The 19,927-nt window shown below is 53.1% G+C and carries 28 protein-coding genes and 2 pseudogenes; 5 read left to right on the plus strand and 25 right to left on the minus strand.

Annotated features, from left to right (window positions below):
• Positions 1-24 precede the first annotated feature (24 nt).
• From I4V53_RS09185 to I4V53_RS09250, 14 genes and pseudogenes are all read right to left on the minus strand, one after another.
• Entirely contained in the window at positions 25-417 is a 393-nt protein-coding gene (locus I4V53_RS09185; protein WP_195985399.1) for a hypothetical protein, read from the minus strand.
• Between the two features lie 11 nt (positions 418-428).
• Entirely contained in the window at positions 429-581 is a 153-nt protein-coding gene (locus I4V53_RS09190; RefSeq protein WP_195985400.1) for a hypothetical protein, read from the minus strand.
• Position 582: 1 nt separating this feature from the next.
• Positions 583-906: a hypothetical protein gene (locus tag I4V53_RS09195; protein ID WP_195985401.1), complete on the minus strand. Its 324-nt coding sequence runs from the start codon at positions 904-906 to the stop codon at positions 583-585.
• A complete protein-coding gene (locus I4V53_RS09200) occupies positions 893-1,420 on the minus strand; it encodes a hypothetical protein (RefSeq protein ID WP_195985402.1) in 528 nt (175 codons plus the stop codon). Before I4V53_RS09200 ends, I4V53_RS09195 begins: the two co-directional genes overlap by 14 nt.
• A complete protein-coding gene (locus I4V53_RS09205; protein ID WP_286167093.1) occupies positions 1,410-1,865 on the minus strand; it encodes a hypothetical protein in 456 nt (151 codons plus the stop codon). Before I4V53_RS09205 ends, I4V53_RS09200 begins: the two co-directional genes overlap by 11 nt.
• Entirely contained in the window at positions 1,862-2,071 is a 210-nt protein-coding gene (locus I4V53_RS09210) for a hypothetical protein (RefSeq protein WP_195985403.1), read from the minus strand. Before I4V53_RS09210 ends, I4V53_RS09205 begins: the two co-directional genes overlap by 4 nt.
• Position 2,072: 1 nt before the next feature.
• A complete protein-coding gene (locus tag I4V53_RS09215) occupies positions 2,073-2,402 on the minus strand; it encodes a hypothetical protein (protein WP_195985404.1) in 330 nt (109 codons plus the stop codon).
• Between the two features lie 12 nt (positions 2,403-2,414).
• Entirely contained in the window at positions 2,415-2,606 is a 192-nt protein-coding gene (locus tag I4V53_RS09220) for a DUF3873 family protein (protein WP_195985405.1), read from the minus strand.
• Entirely contained in the window at positions 2,600-3,502 is a 903-nt protein-coding gene (locus I4V53_RS09225) for a hypothetical protein (protein WP_195985406.1), read from the minus strand. The genes I4V53_RS09220 and I4V53_RS09225 overlap by 7 nt, the downstream gene beginning before the upstream one ends.
• Positions 3,503-3,737: 235 nt before the next feature.
• Complete coding sequence (locus I4V53_RS09230; RefSeq protein ID WP_195985407.1) at positions 3,738-4,028, minus strand: helix-turn-helix transcriptional regulator; 291 nt, start codon at positions 4,026-4,028, stop codon at positions 3,738-3,740.
• Complete coding sequence (locus tag I4V53_RS09235) at positions 4,025-4,390, minus strand: type II toxin-antitoxin system RelE/ParE family toxin (RefSeq protein WP_195985408.1); 366 nt, start codon at positions 4,388-4,390, stop codon at positions 4,025-4,027. The genes I4V53_RS09230 and I4V53_RS09235 overlap by 4 nt, the downstream gene beginning before the upstream one ends.
• A gap of 348 nt (positions 4,391-4,738) precedes the next feature.
• Positions 4,739-5,314, minus strand: coding sequence for a hypothetical protein (locus I4V53_RS09240; RefSeq protein ID WP_195985409.1), 576 nt, complete (start codon positions 5,312-5,314; stop codon positions 4,739-4,741).
• Positions 5,315-5,400: 86 nt separating this feature from the next.
• Positions 5,401-5,526 (minus strand): annotated as a pseudogene (locus tag I4V53_RS09245) (manganese catalase family protein); the annotation flags it as partial.
• Positions 5,527-5,538: 12 nt separating this feature from the next.
• Positions 5,539-6,930 carry a recombinase family protein gene (locus I4V53_RS09250; RefSeq protein ID WP_195985410.1) on the minus strand — a complete coding sequence of 464 codons (1,392 nt, stop codon included), beginning with the start codon at positions 6,928-6,930 and terminating at the stop codon, positions 5,539-5,541.
• A 106-nt stretch (positions 6,931-7,036) separates the two neighbouring features.
• Between I4V53_RS09250 and I4V53_RS09255 the strand changes: the two genes are divergently transcribed.
• Positions 7,037-7,276, plus strand: a complete 240-nt coding sequence (locus I4V53_RS09255) for a hypothetical protein (protein WP_195985411.1) — start codon at positions 7,037-7,039, stop codon at positions 7,274-7,276.
• A gap of 33 nt (positions 7,277-7,309) precedes the next feature.
• On the opposite strand, the gene I4V53_RS09260 is transcribed toward I4V53_RS09255, so the two are convergent.
• The 7 genes and pseudogenes from I4V53_RS09260 to I4V53_RS09290 form a co-directional block, all read right to left on the minus strand.
• Positions 7,310-7,468: a hypothetical protein gene (locus tag I4V53_RS09260; RefSeq protein ID WP_195985412.1), complete on the minus strand. Its 159-nt coding sequence runs from the start codon at positions 7,466-7,468 to the stop codon at positions 7,310-7,312.
• A 28-nt stretch (positions 7,469-7,496) separates the two neighbouring features.
• A complete protein-coding gene (locus I4V53_RS09265; protein WP_195985413.1) occupies positions 7,497-7,673 on the minus strand; it encodes a hypothetical protein in 177 nt (58 codons plus the stop codon).
• A 43-nt stretch (positions 7,674-7,716) separates the two neighbouring features.
• Positions 7,717-8,346, minus strand: a complete 630-nt coding sequence (locus I4V53_RS09270; RefSeq protein ID WP_195985414.1) for a superoxide dismutase — start codon at positions 8,344-8,346, stop codon at positions 7,717-7,719.
• Positions 8,347-8,488: 142 nt separating this feature from the next.
• Positions 8,489-8,662, minus strand: coding sequence for a hypothetical protein (locus tag I4V53_RS09275; protein ID WP_195891836.1), 174 nt, complete (start codon positions 8,660-8,662; stop codon positions 8,489-8,491).
• Positions 8,663-8,721: 59 nt separating this feature from the next.
• Positions 8,722-8,823, minus strand: a pseudogene (locus I4V53_RS09280) (manganese catalase family protein); the annotation flags it as partial.
• A complete protein-coding gene (locus I4V53_RS09285) occupies positions 8,823-9,083 on the minus strand; it encodes a spore coat protein CotJB (protein ID WP_050698717.1) in 261 nt (86 codons plus the stop codon). The pseudogene I4V53_RS09280 and the gene I4V53_RS09285, both read right to left, overlap by 1 nt.
• Positions 9,080-9,277 carry a spore coat associated protein CotJA gene (locus I4V53_RS09290; protein ID WP_286167095.1) on the minus strand — a complete coding sequence of 66 codons (198 nt, stop codon included), beginning with the start codon at positions 9,275-9,277 and terminating at the stop codon, positions 9,080-9,082. Before I4V53_RS09290 ends, I4V53_RS09285 begins: the two co-directional genes overlap by 4 nt.
• 226 nt (positions 9,278-9,503) lie before the next feature.
• Here I4V53_RS09290 and I4V53_RS09295 point away from each other — a divergent pair, with 226 nt between their 5' ends.
• Together I4V53_RS09295 and mltG are read left to right on the plus strand one after the other, a co-directional pair.
• Positions 9,504-10,568: a lysylphosphatidylglycerol synthase transmembrane domain-containing protein gene (locus I4V53_RS09295; protein ID WP_195985416.1), complete on the plus strand. Its 1,065-nt coding sequence runs from the start codon at positions 9,504-9,506 to the stop codon at positions 10,566-10,568.
• 142 nt (positions 10,569-10,710) lie between these two features.
• Positions 10,711-11,829 (plus strand): endolytic transglycosylase MltG, encoded by a 1,119-nt coding sequence (gene mltG, locus I4V53_RS09300; protein WP_195985417.1) that lies wholly within the window; start codon positions 10,711-10,713, stop codon positions 11,827-11,829.
• Positions 11,830-11,933: 104 nt separating this feature from the next.
• On the opposite strand, the gene I4V53_RS09305 is transcribed toward mltG, so the two are convergent.
• Genes I4V53_RS09305 through I4V53_RS09315 form a run of 4 tightly spaced genes read right to left on the minus strand, consistent with a single transcriptional unit; the run spans position 11,934 to position 15,436 of the window.
• On the minus strand, positions 11,934-12,659 hold the full coding sequence (locus I4V53_RS09305; RefSeq protein ID WP_195985418.1) for a GltB/FmdC/FwdC-like GXGXG domain-containing protein: 726 nt from the start codon (positions 12,657-12,659) through the stop codon (positions 11,934-11,936).
• 32 nt (positions 12,660-12,691) lie between these two features.
• Positions 12,692-12,814, minus strand: a complete 123-nt coding sequence (locus I4V53_RS14020) for a hypothetical protein (protein WP_286167096.1) — start codon at positions 12,812-12,814, stop codon at positions 12,692-12,694.
• Positions 12,815-12,833: 19 nt separating this feature from the next.
• The gene (locus tag I4V53_RS09310; RefSeq protein WP_195985419.1) at positions 12,834-14,345 is read right to left on the minus strand and encodes a glutamate synthase-related protein; all 1,512 of its coding nucleotides are present in this window, start codon (positions 14,343-14,345) and stop codon (positions 12,834-12,836) included.
• The gene (locus I4V53_RS09315) at positions 14,342-15,436 is read right to left on the minus strand and encodes a class II glutamine amidotransferase (RefSeq protein WP_195985420.1); all 1,095 of its coding nucleotides are present in this window, start codon (positions 15,434-15,436) and stop codon (positions 14,342-14,344) included. Before I4V53_RS09315 ends, I4V53_RS09310 begins: the two co-directional genes overlap by 4 nt.
• Before the next feature lie 425 nt (positions 15,437-15,861).
• Between I4V53_RS09315 and I4V53_RS09320 the strand changes: the two genes are divergently transcribed.
• Entirely contained in the window at positions 15,862-17,958 is a 2,097-nt protein-coding gene (locus I4V53_RS09320; protein WP_195985421.1) for a glutamine synthetase III family protein, read from the plus strand.
• Between the two features lie 153 nt (positions 17,959-18,111).
• A complete protein-coding gene (locus I4V53_RS09325) occupies positions 18,112-19,857 on the plus strand; it encodes an ammonium transporter (RefSeq protein WP_195985422.1) in 1,746 nt (581 codons plus the stop codon).
• Positions 19,858-19,927 lie beyond the last annotated feature (70 nt).

The following is a 19,927-nucleotide window of genomic DNA, read 5'->3' on the forward strand; positions in this document are numbered from 1 at the left end:
GCGGCGACACAATTCGAGGCACTGTCAGGCGGCAAAAAGCGTATCCGCTGTCAGCCGGGCAGCCCGCAGCCGGAAAGCACAGGCTACAATGTTCAGGCAATCGCCGTCAAGGGAGGACACAATATCCCACGGCGTCAGCCCGGCCTCGCTCCAAAAGCCGCCGTTGTAGAAGTTTCCCGCGAGCCGGACGATGATTTCCTCACCGGAGGAGAGGACCACATTATCGAGCATTTCAGGGAAGTCAATGCAGCCCGGCTCAACATACCGCGCCAGACGCGCCCACGCGCCCGTAAGCGCCGTCAAAAGGTAAAGAGAGGCCCCGTAATAGGCTTCAATCTTTCCGTCCTCCTTGAGCGCGCCAGAGGCCCGCAGCGCGTCCTCAAAACGCTCTTTGTGCATTTCGTCGATGTAGAACATAACCATACCTCCTATGAAAACAGGGTGCAGAACAGCAACAGCACCATCATCATTCCGAAACAGAACGCGCCATCACGCCGCCGCTCGCTTTCTCTCTCGCGGAACCCTTGCATGATGAACCCGAACCCGAATACCGCCAACAGGATTTGCAGGGACAACAGCATCTCAGACCTCCCTCCACGCAGACCAATCGACGCCCTCGTGACAGGCCGGGCAGACTTCCGGCATATCTACACCCTGATTGCCGGAAAGCTCCGTGTCGCAAAACCCACAGTATGCAATTCCGGTTACTCCTTTTTTCACCGGGAACCGCACGGCCGCTACCTCATAATCCACGCCCACGCACTCGCCACCGGGAAAACGGTAAATCGGGGCCTCCTCTCCTGCCAAAAGGGGCTGAACGCCGGACAGAACGCCTGCGTATTCCCCGTGCTTAATTTGTCTCGGCCATTCAGGGTGAGCCCGCATAATATCATCAATGTACGCCATCAGTTTTACCCTCCTGTTTCTTTTTTATATGCTCGACCAGTTCGGCCGGGCTCATTTTATCGAGCTCAATCTCGTACCGCTTTTCGGGGCTCAAGCTCTGCCACCACACCTCGTATTTGTTCCGCTGCAAGTCGGCCTCGCGCCTTATCCGCTCGACGGCCTCAAAGGGCGCATACCCCGGAGCGACATACCACTCCACCTCGCCCTCCGGGGAGATATGCGCGACCATCTTGTAGTCGCCGCCCTCCATCACGGCCTTGTTGCAGACCGTGATACCGTTCCCGAGACAGCCCATAAAGAGCTCAAACTTTTTCGCCGCACGGGCTGAAATCGCCTTTTGAAGCCGGGCGTGTATTTTTACCAACTCCGGCCCACCGATTGAGCGGCCACGCTCGAGCTCCGTCAGGTTTTTCGTCGTATACGGATATGAATGCTCGAAATTGTCGTTGTCATAGTCGATAATTACAGAGCCATATTCGTCCACATACGCGACGTACTCCTTTTCAACAGCCATCACTCCAACTCCTTTCCCCGAGGCTCGTTTCGAGCCCTGTTACCATTGTGAATATCCGGCGGAGGTCCTCGGCGTAAACACCCTTGTACTCGGCGACCTCCTCGGTCTTTTCCCCGGACCACGCCAACGTCTTTTTATTCAGGCGGCCGGGGAAGTAGTATAAGAACCGCATTATGTAGGTGTCGGTTACTTCATCGAGCGTTATAAACAGCCGGTTCGCCTTGCTTTTGTTTTTTACCAGCGTCATTCGGAGCGTGTTCCCGTCGGCCAAAAAGTTTTTTGAGCCGGTCATTGCAGAGAACCGGTTCCCGCCGAGCTGCCCCAAAATCACATCGGCCACGCGAGGAGGGACGGAGCCCTCGCACCGGTCACGGAAATCCGTGGCCTCGCGCTCCCGGCCAGCCATGCACAAGGTCAGGTAAACATCTCGTTCCCGTTCGGTCATTCCTCGTCGCCCTCCTCGCAGCCGTCCTCCTCGAAATCACGCTCGGTAATCGAGCCGTAGGTATAGCCACGGTCGTTACGGAGAAACACCGGGAGCTCCTCGTCGAAGTCTTGCAGGAAAGCAATCAGCTCCCCGACAGTCAGCGTCCGGCCACACTGGTCCGGGCTGTACCCGTTCCTTTTCCCCTCGATATACAGTGCTTTCATTTTACGCAGCCCCTTTCATAGCTTTTTCCAACCACAGCGCCACCGGGTCCGTAATCACGACGAGAACATAATCCCTGCGGTAATGCGGCTTTCTGTGCTCCTTTTCGGAAAACCAAACCGGGCGAATAACGCGGGCCTCTGCGTATCCACGCCTCGCCCACGCGCAGAGCCGGGCGGCCTCCTCCTCGAGAGTTTTCGGCCATTGGTGATTGTTCAGGCGATAGAGCCGGAATGTGTAGCCGTAATCCTCCATATTTTCAGCCTGCTCGTCGATTGAGGCCGGAGCAATCCGGCGGCATTCTATCATTTCAGAAACATACTTTGGCAACATAACGGAACCTCCTCACGCCCGCCCGGAGGCGGTCAACCATTCATCACGAGCCCGGCGGCAATCATCGAGGGACAGCCGCACGCAGGAGAAAAGCTCTCCATCAGAGGCCCGGTAATCGTACTGGCAACGACGCTTTCGCGTCACGCGGTCCTTGTAGTATTCGTGCTGCTCCTCTCCGGGCAGCAGGCTTTTAGGGTTCAGCATACCTCGGCACCTCCTTTCTTCCAAGCCTCTTGTGGAGCCCGGATAAATCGTCCGTCCTCACCACGGACGCCGTTCTCATACTTCTCGCGGAGGTCCTCACGGACCACGGAGCCGTCCGGCCGATACCCGGCCGCGAGGAGGAGCTCGGTACACCTATCAGCCCCGCCGCTCATTGCCTCGCGTTCGCTCATGTTAAGCCAGTTGATGAATAGCGACGGCGCGCCAGCCGCAATATTTAGCTCAAGATTTCTCTGGTACATTCCTTTGTATTCTTTCATTTCTCCCTCCTTTTTCTCCTCCGGCTCCACGGCGGGCTCGGCGGCGGCCTCGGCCTTGCGCGCAAACTCTAATGTTCCGGGTATATCGGCGCGGGCAATCGACCAATATTCTTCATCGCTCTGCAAATCCTCGAACGCTATCTCGGTTTCCCCGTCCTCTGGCTTTCCGTTCCAGCCATCGAGGCGGTAGTTGTCAATCAGGCCGTTTTCATCATACGTCACAAAGATTTTCACGGCCCCGCGCTCATTCTCCCAAAAATCGAACCCGGCGCAGGTGCTTATCACGATTGCGTCCGTCGCGGCCTGTTTCGGGGCCTCCTTTAGGTTTATTTCTTCAAGGGAGGAGATAACAAACTCGACGCCATATTTCGGATAAAGAACCGCGCTTGTGTCCTCGTCACAGAACATTTTCTGCGTCTTGTCGCTCCTATCACGGTTCACGGGGACCATACGAGTAACGGAGTTTCCCATATAGTCTTTTTCTGTAACCTCTCCGTACCAATCAACCACGCCCCACCCGGCCCCGGTTGCGTACCGGTACGCTTCACCTTTACCGCCCATGCGGCACACTGGAACGCTCACAACATCGGTAACAATGTATCTCGTCTCGCTTTTCATTCCCAAGCCTCCTCGCCTCTAATTGGGACTAAAACATTTTGCAATGCCTCGAAATGGAGCATTTCAGATTAAAAAAATATTGCTACTTTTCAAGGCCCGCTTGCTTTTTGTACCCTCATTATAGCCCCGCAAAGGGGCAATGTCAAGTATTTTACCAAAATATTTTTGAAAAATGTTTCGTTTATCGTCATTGCGACGAAAAAAGAGGCGCAGGCCCTATAACCTGCGCCATTCTTTACCGAGTGCTCTGCGGGGCCCGAAACTCAACATGTAGCTCCATTCCAAGCCCTTTTGCAACACGCGCGAGAAGTTCAATGGAGGGGTTGTAGCTGCCGCTTTCGAGGCGGCTTATATTGCTGCGTTGCAGCCCGGTCCGCGCCGCAAGCTCCTCTTGCGTTAGGCCCTGTTCGCTGCGGGCCTTTATGATTTGCGAGATAACCTCATACTGTGGCCGGAGGGCCTCAAACTCGGCTTTTGTTTCTGGGTCTTTCAGAAACTTGGCCTCGACATCTTTCCAATTTCTCATTTGCTATCGCACCTCCTTAAATAATCCTGCATATAGCGGAGCGCCGTATCGAGCTCACGCGGCGGGGTTTTGTTTGTCTTTTTCACAAAGCCATGCAGCAACACGAACGTATTTCCGACCGGCAGGAAGTAGAATATCCGGGATATGTCGTTGCCTTGCTGGACCCGGAGCTCAAACAACCCCTTGTATTTTTCTCCCTGAATGCTTTTTGCATACGGCTCGCGCAAGCCGGTCCCGTGCTCTGCGAGGAGGCGAACCTCCCATAAAGCCTTTGCGCGTTGTTTCGGCGACAGGGTGGATATAAACTCCTCCACCGGCACCTCGCCGCTCTCTTTCTCGTAATATATTACGTCCCATTCCATCTCTTTATCCCTCCGTCACCATAATAGTATCATATATGATACATAAAAGCAAGTCGTTTCAGAAAATTATTTTTCAATCCATTTGCGGAGATTTCCGGCCTTTTGCGGGCCGGATTAAAACGAGGCAAAAACATCAAAAATCGAGCAGAAAAGCGCGGGCCCCACGCTTTGAAAAATCAGTTTACGACGGCAGAAACCTCGCACACAGGAAGTTACCGCCGCCGCAAACCGACGTTATAACGCCTTTCGGCGGATAACCGCACACGAAAAGACGCACATTACACTACACTACATAACAGTAGAGTACAGAACAGAGATATGTAAACATATCTCTTGAGCGAGAGGGGATTATCCCGCGCTCATATCAATCCATGAGAAAAGAGTATTTTCTTGATACGCAGCCTCGAGAGCGTCCTCGTAGATTTCGCTTTTGCTCCGCAGAACCGACAGCATGGAATTGAGCTCCCCGTCCTTTTTTGTCACAAGCAGCGTGGCGACGCTCTCATCGTCAACTATCAGGGAGAAGCCGCAGGAGTTGCTATCGCCGGAGGGAGGGGAGCCCATTTCATCAGACGAGAACACAACATCGGCCATTCCGGCCGCCGCCTCAATAAAGCTGCCGGAGAGCTCATCGGCGCTTTTCCCATCAAGGGAGGCGAGGACAAAGACGGTCATTGACCGGCGTTCTCCCTGCGCCGAGAGCTTGACCTCGATTTCTGGCCATTTTTCCACGAGGCCGTCGTACAGTTCGCCCTCTGTCAGATATTCAGACGGCGTTTGAGAGGGGGACGCGCTTTCCTCCACGGACGGAGCCGGGGTGGAGGAGCCGGGCGGCGGCGCGCTCGAGCTTTCCCCGTGCTGCGGGCTCGCGCAACCCGTGAGCAGCAGTATCAGCACAGCCGCCATGACACATAGTTTTTTCATAAAATCAGCCCTTTCTTGGTGTAGTGTAACTTAATAATTATACTACCCAAAGGGCCTCAAGTAGAGCTATATCACTGATAACCTCTATGTGCTAATTCCTCTGTACCGATATCGGTCAGAATTGCTTTCAATTCCGGATAAGGCATGGTGTAACGCTGGCTGAGGTAACGAAGAGATGCACCCAGCTCGCCATGCGGTCCTCCGCATAGCAAGGGGAGAGGAAATCAGGCCTGATAGTGTATTTCCAAGTGCTGGTTTTTAGAGTCAAACACGATGTATTTTATGAAGGCGCCTAATAAACGATTTTTACCCAATGGCGAAATATCAGGGTTTAATAGAAGTGACGGCAGTGTGTAGGTTTCTTCGCTATGAAAAGAAAGAGACAGATAGCACTTTTCCTGGAGCAGGGCAATTTGACTGCTTAATCGTTGCTTTTCTTCTTGATACTCTTCCAGTGTTTCAACACCGGACTCATATGCGCATCGCAGCCGGTCCAGTCTCTGTTGTTCTCTTTCAAGCTGAACCTGAAGAAATTTCTGATCTTTTGAGCGGTCTGACAGATTCAGTGAAATTGAGCAGGTGTACAGATCTGTACAGCATACAGCGAGAACCATGCTCTCTAACTTCTGTATGGATATACAGTGAGATACATTGCAGATACCGTGAGCATATGCTCGACATTGAAAGGAGCTGTGCGAAGATTTTACCAAACGTGCTCCGCAGTTGGAACAACGTACAAGGCCGGATAGTATCGTCGGTTCTGTCGTTTTGGTGCGCTTCCATTGCTTAGTCTGAAATTGATGGAGACGGTTCTGCACCTGCGTCCATATTTCAGGAGAAATCAGAGCCTCATGGCGTCCGTCTGTGAGCAAGGCGGGCATATCCGATCCGCGTCCGGCGGTACCGTCCGTGTGCCATTGAATTTTACCTGCGTAGACCGGATTGTGAAGAATGTAACGAATTGCACGGCTTTCCCACAAATTCCCCTTAGTGGTGCGAATGCCCAATGCATTTAGGTACTGCGCGATTTCCCGGAAGGATGCGCCGCCATTAAAACGGTGGAAAATAGACTGCACAACAGGGGCTGTTTCCGGGTCTGGCAGATAGGCTTTTTCCCGGATCATGTATCCGAACGCGGGAGGCGTCACCGGTTCTCCCCTGCTGACTTTTTCCTGCATGCCACGCTTTACTTCCTCCGCTAAATTGATGCTGTAGTATTCGTCCATGGCTTCAATGATCGCTTCCATGAGCATGGAGAGCTTGTCATCACCCAGCTGCTCTGTGACAGAAACGACGTCGATTCCCAGTTGTTTACGGAGCATGGATTTGTATACAATGCTGTCCCGGCGATTACGTGCAAACCGGCTGAATTTCCAAAGGATGATACAGTCGAATGGTTTTGGTTTCTGTTTGGCAATACCGATCATCTGCATAAAAGCCGGACGTTTTTCCGCTTTTTTTCCGCTGATTCCCTCTTCCTCTCGAAAAATATATTGCTCCGGAAGGGAAAATCCGTTTCGCTGCGCGTAATCCTGAATGATTTTCAGCTGGCTGTCCGGGCTGTATTCCAACTGTCCATCCGTGGAGACGCGAATATAGGCTGCAGCAGTTTTCATGGCTATCCCTCCTCGTTATCATGTTTAATCAAACATTTGAGGGAATATGTAAAATTCTGCATAGGACAATCCGTAAAAAGAATACGCTTTTCCAGGAGGGATGCTTATGGGGCAAAAAGGATTTACTGCAACGGTTTTTATAGACAGAGGAGAAAAGACAACAAAGCTTGCTTCGTACTCTTTTCTCAGGGAGCCTTCGTCTCAAGGCGTCTATTGTTACAGGATGGAAACGAGAGAAGAGACAACCTGTGAAGGGGATAGGGTGAAAATCAATCAAAAAATGGCGGAACATTTAAAGCCGGTTTTATGCCAATTAAAGGAAGACGCCTTATGGAAAGAGAAATAGGAACTGCCGCAAATCACGCGACAGTTCCTATTTCTAGTTCATAAGCAGTTCTACATATTGCTCCAGATCGTTGACGGAACGGATTTCTTCAGACCGCATGCTGATTGCATCCTGCATAGCGGGGGGAAGCGAGCAAAAGTACAACTGTACATCGGGTGCTTCCTCGAAAAGGTCATCCAAGCTGTTGGCCATTTGACATCCCTCCTGTTGCATCAAAGCGTCACATGTCTTCTTCTGTCTGAAAGCTGACGGCGAAGGCATGCAGATCGTCAATGGAAGAAATGCTGTCCGCTTTATATCCGAGTGTCTGCTTGACATCGTACGGAAGCAGGGAATAGTATTGGCATGCTTCATAGTCTTTGGACAGCAGTTGGTACAGGTCGGCATATTGTCCCATATTACCATCACCCCGCTTCTAGTTTTAGCAGGAAACGGTGCTTTTAACAGCCGAAACTTTTTTCAAAATTTTCTTCTACCTGTTTCCAATTGATCACAGAAAACCATCTGTCCACATATTCAGGCCTGCGATTTTGGTATTGCAGATAGTAAGCATGCTCCCATACATCCACAAGCAGCAGGGGACGCATGAAGTTGGGAAGAGGCGTATCCTGGTTCGGCGTTTTTACGACGTGCATGCGCCCTTCCGGGTCGACGACCAGCCAGGCCCAGCCGGAGCCAAACTGCGTGACTGCTGCATTTTTCATTTTTTCTTTCCAATCCTCGAAGGAACCAAAATAACGGTTGATTTCTTCCAGGAGTCTCTGCGAGGGGCGCGTATCTTTTTCCGGGCCCATACAGCGAAAATACAACTGATGATTGTACACGCCGCCGGCGTTGTTACGCACGGGCGTACGGATGGCCTCCGGCAGGGAGTCTCCTTGAGAAATCAGCTTTTCCAGGCTCCAATCGTGATAATCCGGATACTTTTCCAGCGTTTTGTTTAAGTTATCCACGTACGTCTGTAAATGTTTATCGTGATGAAAATGGAGCGTTTCCGCGTCGATCTGCGGTTCCAACGCATCGTATGCGTAGGGAAGAGGCTCCAGGGTGAATGGGTAATGCTGGCTCATGGAATCATCCTTTCTTTTTGTGATGGGTATTCCCTTTATAGTATGTTGCGGAGCATGCGTTTCATGCGAATGAACAAATATACAAACAGGAATGGCCCCGGAGGAAAATTCCAGCCGGAGCCATCTTATTAAAAGCTGAAAGTCAGTTGTCACCACGCGTCAGCTTGTCCACATAATTGCACAGGCTTTCAAAGGAGTTTACACCGTCCGCGCGTTCGCTGATGGTTTCCTGTACGTAGGCCGGCAGGGTTTCAAAATATTGGCGCGCTTCGCCGTCGCTTTCCAGCAGGCTGTAAAGATCGCTGTATTTCTGCATGTTCGTATCACCTCCGCGCTTAGTCTTTACGAAAAAGAACGGAACATACATCACGAACCGCCATGCGGTCCACCGTACTGCGAGATGATGATTTTAGCAAGTGCGGCGTTCGGATTTTTAATTTTAATTGGGTATTGCAGCCTTTTTTCGTAAACCCACATTAGTTATCATCCTCCATTCCGGTTTCCCACGGCCACGGGCCGGTGATCCAGGCCCAGCGGCTTGTGTTGGAGCTGGTCTCGTGAAGAGGGCCGTATGCTGCTTCATATTGTGCGGTCAGTTCGTCCGCTTTTTTGCGGGCTTCGTCCAGTTTTCTCGCGGCGTCACAGTTGTTCGGATGGGAATCCAGGAAAAGGTGCAATTCCCACATGGAGAAACGCAGGGAGGAAATTTTACGCATCAGCATTTCCTGTTCGTTCATCTGGGCTCACCTCTCCTTCCATAAAACGGTTTGTTCAATTCCGGGAATATGGTGCCGTTGTCCAGGCCCTGTTCCGGCGTGTAAATGGTGCTGAACTGCTGAAAAGGCACGTAAGCCATTGCAGGCACGGTTACAGCCGGCAGAGGAGTCGGTTGGGCAAGATCACACATCTGCCCATTCATATTGTTGGCCATAGTGACTCTCCTTTCAAATGATTTTAGCGCATTCCAATTTGGAATGATATGGAGCTTATCCCATCTTCATAGTATGCAGAGGGCAAGGACCCGGTGCCCTTTCGATACGCAAATTTCGCTTGTATATTTTGAAGAACTGTTATAAAATAAGAAAACAGTTGAAAAATAAAGGAAGAAAGAAAATATCCGCATACTTGTGCGGAGTGCAGAAATTTGAGGAACCGATATGGGGCGTAAAATACTGGAAGTTTTAAAAAAGAATCTGTTTGTTATTATTACGATTGTTATATCCGCTGGCGTTCTGCTGTACTTTTTGTTTACCACCGATGGAATTACCGCGCTGGGACATATCGCATCCAGTATCCGCTTGGAGTGGCTTTTGGTGGTACTCGGCGCCATGGCGGGCGGCTGGGTGCTGGAAACCTATGTGCTCAACGTCTTTTGCAAGCACCTGTACCCAAATTGGCGATACGGGCAGTCCCTTCATGTGGCGATGGTCGGCCTGCTGTACAGCGCGTTGACGCCGTTTGCCACGGGTGGCCAGCCGATGCAGATGTACTCTATGAACAAGATGGGCATGGATACCGGTAAAGCCGGCTCCATTGTGGCGATGAAAACGCTGACCTATCAGGCGATTATGGTGGTCTATGCGATGATTATGGTGGTGCTGCGTCTGGGGTATTTTCAGCGGAATGTCAGCAATTTTTCGTTTGTCACGATTATTGGCCTGGTTACCAACGGGACGTTTATTCTGGCGGTTACGCTGTTTATGCTGAGCGAAAAGGCGACCAACCGCTTTTTGCGTTTTGTTATGCGTACACTTTACCGGTTCCGCTTCTGCAAGCATCCGGTTGCAAAGTATAAAAAATGGCATAGTCAATTGAAGATGTTTCACGACAGTGCCCGGACGATGGGAACCTCTCCGAAGGTCTATTTACAGGCGGGCTTTTTTACCGTGGTGCAAATTACCCTGGCGGGTTTGATTCCCTACTTCATTTTCCGCAGCTTTGGCTTGACAGGAAATCCGGAGGCGACCGTCCTCACCATGCTGGCGGCACAGACCTTTGTGACGATGGTTTCCGCCTTTATTCCGCTGCCGGGTTCCTCCGGTGGGGCGGAAGGCAGTTTTTACCTGTTTTTCGGCATGTTCTTCGGGCCGACGATCATTCCCGCTATTATGCTATGGCGGCTTGTCACATATTATGCGAATATCCTGTTCGGCTGTGTTTCCGCCTCCATGGGACGCAAAAAGTATTTGCCGGATGAGGAGAACCCCGCGAAAATGCAATAGAAAAAAGGGAGCCAATTGGCTCCCTTTTTTCGTAGGAACAGGAAAGTTTACAATTTGTTTTCACCCCTTCGGTTGAAAAAAGAAAGGAGCTGCACTATACTGAACCTGAACGAAATGGAATTTTTGGTAAGGAGTGTTTGTTTTGCAGAAAATATGGTTCAAAAGAGGATTGGCATTGGCGCTATGCCTGCTGTGCGCGGGCGGTGCGGCCGTTTATACGCCGCCGGTGACAGCAGACGCAGCTGTTTCCGTTGCGGCGGCAAGCCCGGTGATTCGTCTGGATACTGCGAGTTGTGAGCTGAAAACAACGGCGCAGAAGTATTATCTGGCGGTCACTGTCACGCCGGACCGCGGCACGCCGCCGGACGCGGTTTCGTCCAATCCGGACGTAGCTGTTGGAAAATATGTGAAGAAGTCCGGCAGCAATTATCTGTATGAGATCAGCGGATTAAAAGAGGGTCTGGCAACCATCTATCTGCGGTATGCCAATACGGAAAATATGCTGGCAGTCAAGGTAGGGGATGAGAAAGGGACGGTCGATGTCCGCGTCCCGGAGGGTTCAACCCTGCGTGAGGTGGCGCAGACGCTGGAACGCAGCGGCGTTTGTACCATGAAAGCCGTTTTCGATGCGGCAAACAGCAACGCGTTTGACAGTTATCCCTTTATTTCTTCCATTCCCAATGCGGATAGCCGTTATTACAAGCTGGAAGGTTACCTCTATCCGGATACCTACAATTTCTGGAAGGGGCAGAATGTGGAGAGCGTACTGAAGACCATGCTCAGCAATTTCCAGACAAAGACGGCAACGATTAACTGGCAGAACAGCGCGGGGCTGACAAAAGAACAGGTGCTCACTCTGGCGTCCCTGGTGCAGCGGGAAGGTACCGCAACGGATATGACGAACGTTTCTTCCGTGTTCCACAACCGCCTGAAATCCGGCAGCAGTGTAAATGTGTACCGCCTGCAGGCGGATTCCACCATGTACTATCCATACCGGGCGAAAGGTAATGTGCCTTCTCAGTTCCCGGATTTCCACAGCACCTATAATACCTACAACTTTGAGGGCCTGATGCCCGGCCCGATCTGCAATCCGAGCCTGACGGCTATTCAGGCGGCGCTGAATCCGGCGTCTACCAACTATTATTATTTCTGCCACTCGGCGGCGGGCAGCTCCTATTTTGCATCGACGCTGGAGCAGCACAATGCAAATCTGGTTACAGCGGGACTGCGCGCGGCAAATGCGGGTTCTGTGACTGCATAAGGAAATGGATAAAATCGAAAAGGAGGCCTATCCAGTATCTGGATGGGCCTCCTTTTCGGTCATTTATCAAGATAGTATGAGAGAAAAGAAACTTATAAGCGATGTTAGAGATAAGTGGTATAAAGCGCCTTGTATGGGTTGCTCGTATTGGGGCGAAGGACCTGGAATCCTTTGGAAAGGATTTTCGGCTTTTCCACACCGAAGTGCTCGCAGAATGCATTCAGATAACCGTCGATTGCCGCCAGATCGCCTTTGCTGGCGGGGGCGGCGGCCACCTGCTCCGGCAGATCCTCCGGAAGTTCGTCACAGCGCAGATAAATCGCTCCGCCGTGCATACCGGTGCCGCACAGGCTGCCCACCGGCGTCTTTTTGTTGGAACCGAGGCCCAGAACGATGATTGTACCGCCGGCCTGGTATTCACCGAGGAAGCTTCCGGCTTCTCCGCCGACAACCAGAACGGGCTGCTGGTCCTGATACGCTTTCATGTGGATGCCGGCGCGGTATCCCACATTGCCGCGCACATAAATTTTGCCGCCGCGCATACCGTAGCCGGTGGCGTCCCCGCAGGAGCCGCGGACGATGATCTCGCCGTCATTCATGGTATCCCCGGTGGCGTCCTGTGCGTTGCCGCAGACCAGGATTTTGCCGCCGTCCAGATAAGCGCCCAGCGCATTGCCGGGTACGCCGTTGATGGTGATCTCTTTGCCGCTCATGCCGCTGCCGATATAGCGCTGCCCCATGCAGTGCTCCAGCGTAATGATACGATCCGAGGATTCCCGTATCTGATTGTTTAATATTTGAAAATGCAGGTCTTCCGCATTGATATACATTTCTGTTCATCCTTTCGTGCCACTGTCTGCTATCATACAGCTTCATCCACTGGCTTCTTAACCCCGCCATCGTTGCCGGGATTCGCGAATGCACAATTGTATTCGCACAGATGGCAGCCGAGGCGCCATTCTTTATTAGTATGGATTTGCTTCATAGAGGGCCTCCTTTCCCGCTTATTCGCCGGCGTGCTTGATGCCGAGGATTTCCAGCTCTTTTTGATGCAGGCCGATTCCGCGCAGCATCAGGCGATTCCCCTTGAGGGATTCAATGGAATTGATGCCCATACCGCCCATCATCTCCATGATTTCATGCTGCCATGCGGAAACCAGATTGACGAGGCGCTGGGAACCGGTGTCGGGATTAAGGCGTTTGACCAGGTCAGGACGCTGTGTCGCAATTCCCCAGTTGCATTTTCCGGTCTGACAGCTTCTGCACAGGTGGCAGCCCAGTGCCAGCAGGGCGGAAGTGGCGATGTAGACGGCGTCCGCGCCGAGTGCGATGGCCTTGATAATATCCGCCGAGTTGCGAATACTGCCGCCCACCACCAGGGAGACGTTGTTGCGGATCTTTTCCTGGCGCAGTCGTTCGTCGACCGCCGCGAGCGCCAGCTCGATTGGGATGCCAACGTTGTCGCGGATGCGGGTGGGCGCCGCGCCGGTGCCGCCGCGGTAACCGTCGATGGCGATGATGTCCGCGCCGCTGCGTGCAATGCCGCTGGCGATTGCCGCCACGTTGTGCACCGCCGCAATTTTCACGATAATCGGCTTTTTGTACGCGGTGGCCTCTTTTAAAGAGTAAACCAGCTGGCGGAGGTCTTCAATGGAATAGATGTCATGATGCGGGGCGGGGGAGATGGCGTCGCTGCCCTCCGGAATCATGCGGGTGCGGGAGATGTCGCCCACGATTTTAAAGCCCGGCAGATGGCCGCCGATGCCCGGCTTTGCGCCTTGCCCGATTTTGATCTCAATGGCCGCGCCAGCCTCCAGATAATTTTTGTGCACGCCGAAGCGGCCGGAAGCAACCTGTACGATGGTGTTCGGACCATACTTGTAAAAGTCCTCGTGCAGGCCGCCCTCGCCGGTGTTATAGTAGGTGCCCAGTTCCCGCGCCGCGCGGGCCAGGCTCGCGTGTGCGTTGTAGCTGATGGATCCATAGCTCATTGCGGAGAACAGGATCGGCACGGAGAGCTCCAGATGGGGCGGCATGTTGGACGGGTCGATTACGCCGTCCTTGTCGCGGTCAATGGCGTCCGGGCGTTTGCCCAGAAAGGTGCGCGTCTCCATCGGTTCACGCAGCGGGTCGATGGACGGGTTGGTGACCTGTGAGGCGTTGATCAGAATTTTATCCCAGTACACCGGGTATGACTGCGGGTTTCCCATGGAGGAAAGCAGTATGCCGCCGGTGCTGGCCTGGCGATAGACTTCGCCGATGGCGGCGTTGGTCCAGTTGGCGTTCTTTTTAAAGGTATCGTCCGTTTTGATAATTTTCAGCGCGTGCGTGGGACACATACAGACGCAGCGGTGGCAGTTGACGCACTTGGCGCTGTCGCTTTTCATGATATTCAGCTCCGGGTCGTAGCTGTGTACTTCATTGGCACACTGGCGTTCACAGACGCGGCAGGCGATGCAGCGCGTTGCGTCGCGTACCACCTCATATTCCGGGTACAGATAATCCATCGGCGTCATACTTCCACCCCCTCGTTTAATGTGATGATGACCGGCTCGCCGCCGCGCGGCGCCCAGATGCAGGTGGGGTTCGGCTCCACCGCGCGGATGGCGCATTCCTCGCTTGCCACATAGGCCATGTTGCCGCGCTCCGCGACGACCATGGAACGCAGCTTCAGCCGGTCATTGAGCGCCATCATGCCGCCGGTGTAGCCCAGCAGGATCGAAAACGGCCCTGTGATGAGCAGGCTGGCAAACATATTGCGCAGATAGGCGTAGTGTTTTCTCTGCTCTTCCGGCATGCGGTCAATTTCATTCCAGAAGGGGGCGGCGATGACCTCCGCAACCTCCGCAAAGCTCATATGCTGCTTGCGGTTGAGGTAGTCGATGATATAGGTAATGACTTCGGTATCCGTCAGGAGGGTGCATTTATAACCGAACATCTCGATGAAACGGCGGTTTGCGTCGTAGCTGGAAATCTCTCCATTATGTACAATGGAATAATCTAGCATGGCAAACGGATGCGCGCCGCCCCACCAGCCGGGGGTGTTGGTCGGATAGCGGCCGTGGGCCGTCCAGCAATATCCCTCGTAACGGTCCAGGCAGTAATAACGTCCCACGTCCTCCGGAAAGCCGACAGCTTTAAAGACGCCCATATTTTTACCGCTGGAGAAGACATACGCTCCCTTGATCTGCGTGTTGATCTTCACCACACAGCGCGCGACGAATTCTTTTTCGTCCAGCTGGGTGTCCTTCAGCAGCTTTTCAAAGGGCAGGCCAAAGTAGCGCCAGATGATCGGCTCATCGGTGATCTGCGGCATTTTGCGGGTGGGAATCCGCTCTGCGACAGTTACATCGAAGTTGGCCATAATCAATTTTTCACAGGCTTCTTTTGCGGCGGTACTGTCATAAAACACATGGAATGCGTAAAGCTCCTTGTTCTGCGGATAGATGCCGTAAGCGGCAAAACCGCCGCCCAGGCCGTTGCTCCGGTCGTGCATGGTGGATATGGATCGGATGATCGCTTCCCCATTCATCTTTTTGCCGCTGCGCGAAAAGATGCCCGAAATGGCACAGCCCGAAGGAATCCGAATTTGTCCCTCTTTTTGCATATCTTCTCTAACCTCCTGGGATACAGTCATCCCCGTTCATTTGAATCGCACGCCTTCTTTGCTTGCATTCTTTTAGAAGACAGGACTATCATAAAGGCTTTTTGGGGCATTGTCAAGCGTAAATTTGCAATTTTAAAAACTATACTTGCATAAAAAGCGGCGTTTTTATAAAAAACACAAATTAAAAGAAAACTGTGCAGGGACTGTTGTGCAAACTTGCAAACTTTCTTTTTTAGATTGACAGGGAGCAGCACGCCGTGTATAATAGGCGCATAGCAGCAAAGGCGCTGTGGGGATTAGCCCCGCGGCGCCTTTTTCTATTTTTTCCGGGTATGCGCCTGGGTACATATACTTTGTAACGCAGTTCGCTGGGGCGCGGAAAACCGGGAAGGAAGATCAAAATTTATGTAGGGAGTGACATCTTTATGAGCAGTGTGCGTGTACCGGAACTCTTTGGCAGTATGGTTTTTAATGAGACAGTCATGAAGGAACGTTTGCCCAAGGACACCTATAAAGCGTTGCGGAAAACGCGGGAACAGGGAAAACCCCTGGAGCCGCAGGTGGCCAACGTGGTGGCCAACGCCATGAAGGAGTGGGCGCTGGAAAAGGGCGCGACCCATTTTACACACTGGTTTCAGCCGATGACCGGCATTACCGCCGAAAAGCACGACAGCTTTATCTGCCCGGTGGAAAACGGCAGGGTGGTTATGGAATTCTCCGGAAAGGAGCTCATCAAGGGCGAACCGGACGCTTCCAGCTTCCCTTCCGGCGGTCTTCGCGCGACATTTGAAGCCAGAGGCTACACCGCGTGGGACCCCACTTCCGATGCCTTTATCAAAGATGGAACGCTCTGCATCCCAACTGCGTTCTGTTCCTATGGCGGCGAAGCGCTGGATAAGAAAACGCCGCTTTTACGCTCGATGGACGCGCTCAATAAGCAGGCGATGCGTATTTTAAAGCTCTTTGGCACCGCTGCAGGCCGGGTCAACACGACTGTAGGACCGGAGCAGGAGTATTTTCTGATTGATGAAGCGATGTATAAACAGCGCAAGGATCTGGTTTACACGGGACGGACCCTGTTTGGTGCGAAGCCGCCGAAGGGGCAGGAGCTGGAGGACCATTATTTTGGTGTAATCAAGCCGCGCGTTTCCGCCTATATGAAGGACCTGGATGAGGAGCTCTGGAAACTCGGCATCCTGGCGAAAACCAAACACAACGAGGTGGCCCCGGCCCAGCATGAGCTGGCTCCGATCTTCACCACCGGCAACGTCGCCACGGACGACAACCAGCTGACCATGGAGATCATGAAGAAGGTGGCCTCCCGGCACGGCCTGACCTGTCTGCTGCATGAAAAGCCCTTTGCAGGGGTAAACGGCAGCGGCAAGCACAACAACTGGAGTATTTCGACCGATACCGGCGTCAACCTGTTGGAGCCCGGCGATTCTCCGCGCGAGAATGCGCAGTTCCTGCTGTTCCTGGTGGCGATCATCGAAGCGGTCGACGAACACCAGGACCTGCTCCGCCTCTCCGTCGCAAGCGCGGGCAACGATCATCGCTTGGGGGCGAACGAAGCGCCGCCCGCCATCATTTCAATTTTCCTGGGCGACGAGCTGACCGGGATTCTGGAATCCATTGAGCATAAGAGCGATTACGATCAGAAGGACCAGGCGGAAATGAACATCGGCGTGGATGTCCTGCCGCATTTCCCAAAGGATGCGACGGACCGCAACCGCACCTCTCCGTTTGCCTTTACCGGCAACAAGTTTGAGTTCCGTATGCTGGGGTCCACCGTTTCCATTGCCTGCCCGAACATGATGTTGAATACCATCATGGCGGATACTCTCAGCAAATACGCGGAGAAACTGGAAAAGGCGGAGGACTTTAACAGGGAACTGAACCACATTATCCGCCATGCCTACCGCGACCACAAGCGCATCGTGTTTAACGGCAACAACTATTCTGACGAATGGGTGGCGGAAGCGGAACAGCGCGGCCTGCTGAATCTGAAATCCACCGCCGACGCCTTACCGTATTATACGCACGGCGAAAATATTGCCATGTTTGAGAAGCACGGCGTCCTCACCGGAACAGAAATTCGCTCCCGCTGTGAAATTCAGCTGGAAAACTACTGTAAGCAGATTCACATTGAAGCGTTGACGATGATCGATATGATTAAGAAGGATATTCTTCCAGCGGCGTGCTCCTATATGAAGGACGTCAGCAAGGAAGCGATCAATAAAAAGCAGCTCTGTGCGGAAATCAGCTGTGAATTGGAAGAAACCCTCTTGAAAAAGCTTTCCGGGCTTTCGGCGAGCCTGTATAAAGAGATGGAACAGCTGGAGTCCGTTGTGGCGGGCGCCGACGAGAGTGGCGATGTGGAAGCGGCGGCCCGGTATTATCGCAATCCGGTTTTGATGCAGATGGAGAAAACCCGTGCCATCGCGGATGAAATCGAAGGCTATGTCGGAGAAAAGTACTGGCCGTATCCCACTTATGGCGACCTTCTGTTCAGTGTGCGGTAATTGGTTATTCCAGTAAACCTGTCCTTTTGGATAAGGATGAAAATAGAATATATAGGGAGATACGAAGGATATGCAAAGGCGTGTATTCTTGCCAGAGGGCCTGCCGGCTCTTTGCAGGAATACGCGCCTATTTTGATTTAGGGGGCATGACATATGCAATTCTCTGCGGTTAATACCATTTGGGTATTGGTAGGCGCGGCATTGGTATTCTTTATGCAGGCGGGCTTCGCCATGGTGGAGACAGGTTTTACGCGGGCGAAGAACGCAGGTAATATCATTATGAAAAACCTGATGGATTTTTGCATCGGTACGCCGATTTACTGGCTGCTCGGCTTCGGCCTGATGTTCGGCGGCAGCAGTTTGGTATTCGGCACAGTTGATCCGCTGATCCGGGGCGATTACGCCGCGGTCCTGCCGAACGGCGTACCGCTCTGGGCGTTTGTGATTTTCCAGACGGTGTTCTGCGCCACAGCGGCGACCATAGTTTCCGGCGCTATGGCGGAGCGCACCAAATTTATTTCTTATTGTATCTACAGTGCGGTTATCAGCGCAGTGGTTTATCCAATTTCCGGTCACTGGATCTGGGGCGGCGGTTGGCTGGCGAATATGGGCTTCCATGATTTTGCGGGCTCCACAGCGGTTCATATGGTCGGCGGTGTGGCGGCGCTTGTCGGCGCATCCATCCTCGGTCCCCGTATTGGCAAATACGGCAAGGACGGCAAGTCGAAGGCCATTCTGGGTCACAGCCTGACCCTTGGCGCGCTGGGCGTCTTTATCCTCTGGTTCTGCTGGTTTGGCTTCAACGGCTGCTCCACAGTTGCAATGGACAGCGACGGCGCGGTGGAAATGGCGGGCCGAATCTTCATGACGACCAACCTCGCGGCCGCTACAGCAACGCTGACGGTTATGATCATCACCTGGATTCGCTATAAAAAGCCCGATATTTCCATGACTCTGAACGGCAGTTTAGCAGGCTTGGTCGCCATTACCGCGGGCTGCGATGTAGTTACCCCGGTGGGCGCGTTCTTTATCGGCCTGATCGCGGCGTTTGTCGTGGTTTTTGGTATTGAATTCATCGACAAGGTCCTGAAGGTGGATGATCCGGTCGGCGCAGTCGGCGTTCACGGCCTCTGCGGCGCGACGGGCACGCTCCTGACCGGCATCTTTGCGTACTATCCCATCAACGATACCTTTGGCGAAATGTCCGGGCTGGCTTACGGCGGCGGTTTCGCATTCCTTGGCACACAGGCGCTGGGCGTGGTTTGCGTCATCGCATGGGTTGCCGCGGTAATGACCGTCGTGTTCCAGGTGATCAAGCATACCATCGGCCTGCGCGCCAGTGAAGAAGAGGAGCTGCGCGGCCTCGACGTCACCGAGCACGGTATTGCCAGCTCTTATGCGGACTTTATGCCGGTAGCGCCGCAGGTGCTGACCGGCGAAACCTCCGGCGGTACGTTGGCTTCCGTGGAACGTGCGGTTCCGGTGGAGCACTACCCAAAGGCATCCTCCGCGGAGGGCGGCGCTCACACGGATGCGAGGCTGACCAAGGTGGAAATGCTCTTTAACCAGGCGCGGTTTGAAGAAGTCAAAGCGGCGATGAACGAGATCGGCGTCATGGGCATGACAGTCACGCAGGTGCTCGGCTGCGGCACACAGAAGGGCCATACGGAATTCTACCGCGGCGTTAAAATGAATACGGTTTCCCTGCTGCCAAAGGTGAAGCTGGAAATGGTGGTCAGCAAGGTGCTGGTGGAGACGGTCATTGAGACAGCTAAGAAGGTTCTTTATACCGGACACATCGGCGACGGCAAGATTTTTGTCTACGATGTGGAAAACGTCGTCAAGGTGCGCACCGGTGAAGAGGGATTTGACGCCCTGCAGGGTGAGGATGACGTTTAATCGATACAGATTACAAGTTCTTTTACATATCTTCCTATATAAAGGATGGGGCCTGCCGGCAACACGGCAG

It is taken from the genome of Clostridium sp. D33t1_170424_F3 (assembly GCF_015667585.1).
GTDB lineage: Bacteria > Bacillota > Clostridia > Oscillospirales > Acutalibacteraceae > Anaeromassilibacillus.

Bases quoted from the DNA above. Each gene is read 5' to 3' on its own strand.
- I4V53_RS09185 (WP_195985399.1), bottom strand. From the start codon at position 417: ATGTTCTACATCGACGAAATGCACAAAGAGCGTTTTGAGGACGCGCTG.
- I4V53_RS09190 (WP_195985400.1), bottom strand. From the start codon at position 581: ATGCTGTTGTCCCTGCAAATCCTGTTGGCGGTATTCGGGTTCGGGTTC.
- I4V53_RS09195 (WP_195985401.1), bottom strand. From the start codon at position 906: ATGGCGTACATTGATGATATTATGCGGGCTCACCCTGAATGGCCGAGA.
- I4V53_RS09200 (WP_195985402.1), bottom strand. From the start codon at position 1,420: ATGGCTGTTGAAAAGGAGTACGTCGCGTATGTGGACGAATATGGCTCT.
- I4V53_RS09205 (WP_286167093.1), bottom strand. From the start codon at position 1,865: ATGACCGAACGGGAACGAGATGTTTACCTGACCTTGTGCATGGCTGGC.
- I4V53_RS09210 (WP_195985403.1), bottom strand. From the start codon at position 2,071: ATGAAAGCACTGTATATCGAGGGGAAAAGGAACGGGTACAGCCCGGAC.
- I4V53_RS09215 (WP_195985404.1), bottom strand. From the start codon at position 2,402: ATGTTGCCAAAGTATGTTTCTGAAATGATAGAATGCCGCCGGATTGCT.
- I4V53_RS09220 (WP_195985405.1), bottom strand. From the start codon at position 2,606: ATGCTGAACCCTAAAAGCCTGCTGCCCGGAGAGGAGCAGCACGAATAC.
- I4V53_RS09225 (WP_195985406.1), bottom strand. From the start codon at position 3,502: ATGAAAAGCGAGACGAGATACATTGTTACCGATGTTGTGAGCGTTCCA.
- I4V53_RS09230 (WP_195985407.1), bottom strand. From the start codon at position 4,028: ATGAGAAATTGGAAAGATGTCGAGGCCAAGTTTCTGAAAGACCCAGAA.
- I4V53_RS09235 (WP_195985408.1), bottom strand. From the start codon at position 4,390: ATGGAATGGGACGTAATATATTACGAGAAAGAGAGCGGCGAGGTGCCG.
- I4V53_RS09240 (WP_195985409.1), bottom strand. From the start codon at position 5,314: ATGAAAAAACTATGTGTCATGGCGGCTGTGCTGATACTGCTGCTCACG.
- I4V53_RS09250 (WP_195985410.1), bottom strand. From the start codon at position 6,930: ATGAAAACTGCTGCAGCCTATATTCGCGTCTCCACGGATGGACAGTTG.
- I4V53_RS09255 (WP_195985411.1), top strand. From the start codon at position 7,037: ATGGGGCAAAAAGGATTTACTGCAACGGTTTTTATAGACAGAGGAGAA.
- I4V53_RS09260 (WP_195985412.1), bottom strand. From the start codon at position 7,468: ATGGCCAACAGCTTGGATGACCTTTTCGAGGAAGCACCCGATGTACAG.
- I4V53_RS09265 (WP_195985413.1), bottom strand. From the start codon at position 7,673: ATGGGACAATATGCCGACCTGTACCAACTGCTGTCCAAAGACTATGAA.
- I4V53_RS09270 (WP_195985414.1), bottom strand. From the start codon at position 8,346: ATGAGCCAGCATTACCCATTCACCCTGGAGCCTCTTCCCTACGCATAC.
- I4V53_RS09275 (WP_195891836.1), bottom strand. From the start codon at position 8,662: ATGCAGAAATACAGCGATCTTTACAGCCTGCTGGAAAGCGACGGCGAA.
- I4V53_RS09285 (WP_050698717.1), bottom strand. From the start codon at position 9,083: ATGAACGAACAGGAAATGCTGATGCGTAAAATTTCCTCCCTGCGTTTC.
- I4V53_RS09290 (WP_286167095.1), bottom strand. From the start codon at position 9,277: ATGGCCAACAATATGAATGGGCAGATGTGTGATCTTGCCCAACCGACT.
- I4V53_RS09295 (WP_195985416.1), top strand. From the start codon at position 9,504: ATGGGGCGTAAAATACTGGAAGTTTTAAAAAAGAATCTGTTTGTTATT.
- I4V53_RS09305 (WP_195985418.1), bottom strand. From the start codon at position 12,659: ATGTATATCAATGCGGAAGACCTGCATTTTCAAATATTAAACAATCAG.
- I4V53_RS14020 (WP_286167096.1), bottom strand. From the start codon at position 12,814: ATGAAGCAAATCCATACTAATAAAGAATGGCGCCTCGGCTGCCATCTG.
- I4V53_RS09310 (WP_195985419.1), bottom strand. From the start codon at position 14,345: ATGACGCCGATGGATTATCTGTACCCGGAATATGAGGTGGTACGCGAC.
- I4V53_RS09315 (WP_195985420.1), bottom strand. From the start codon at position 15,436: ATGCAAAAAGAGGGACAAATTCGGATTCCTTCGGGCTGTGCCATTTCG.
- I4V53_RS09320 (WP_195985421.1), top strand. From the start codon at position 15,862: ATGAGCAGTGTGCGTGTACCGGAACTCTTTGGCAGTATGGTTTTTAAT.
- I4V53_RS09325 (WP_195985422.1), top strand. From the start codon at position 18,112: ATGCAATTCTCTGCGGTTAATACCATTTGGGTATTGGTAGGCGCGGCA.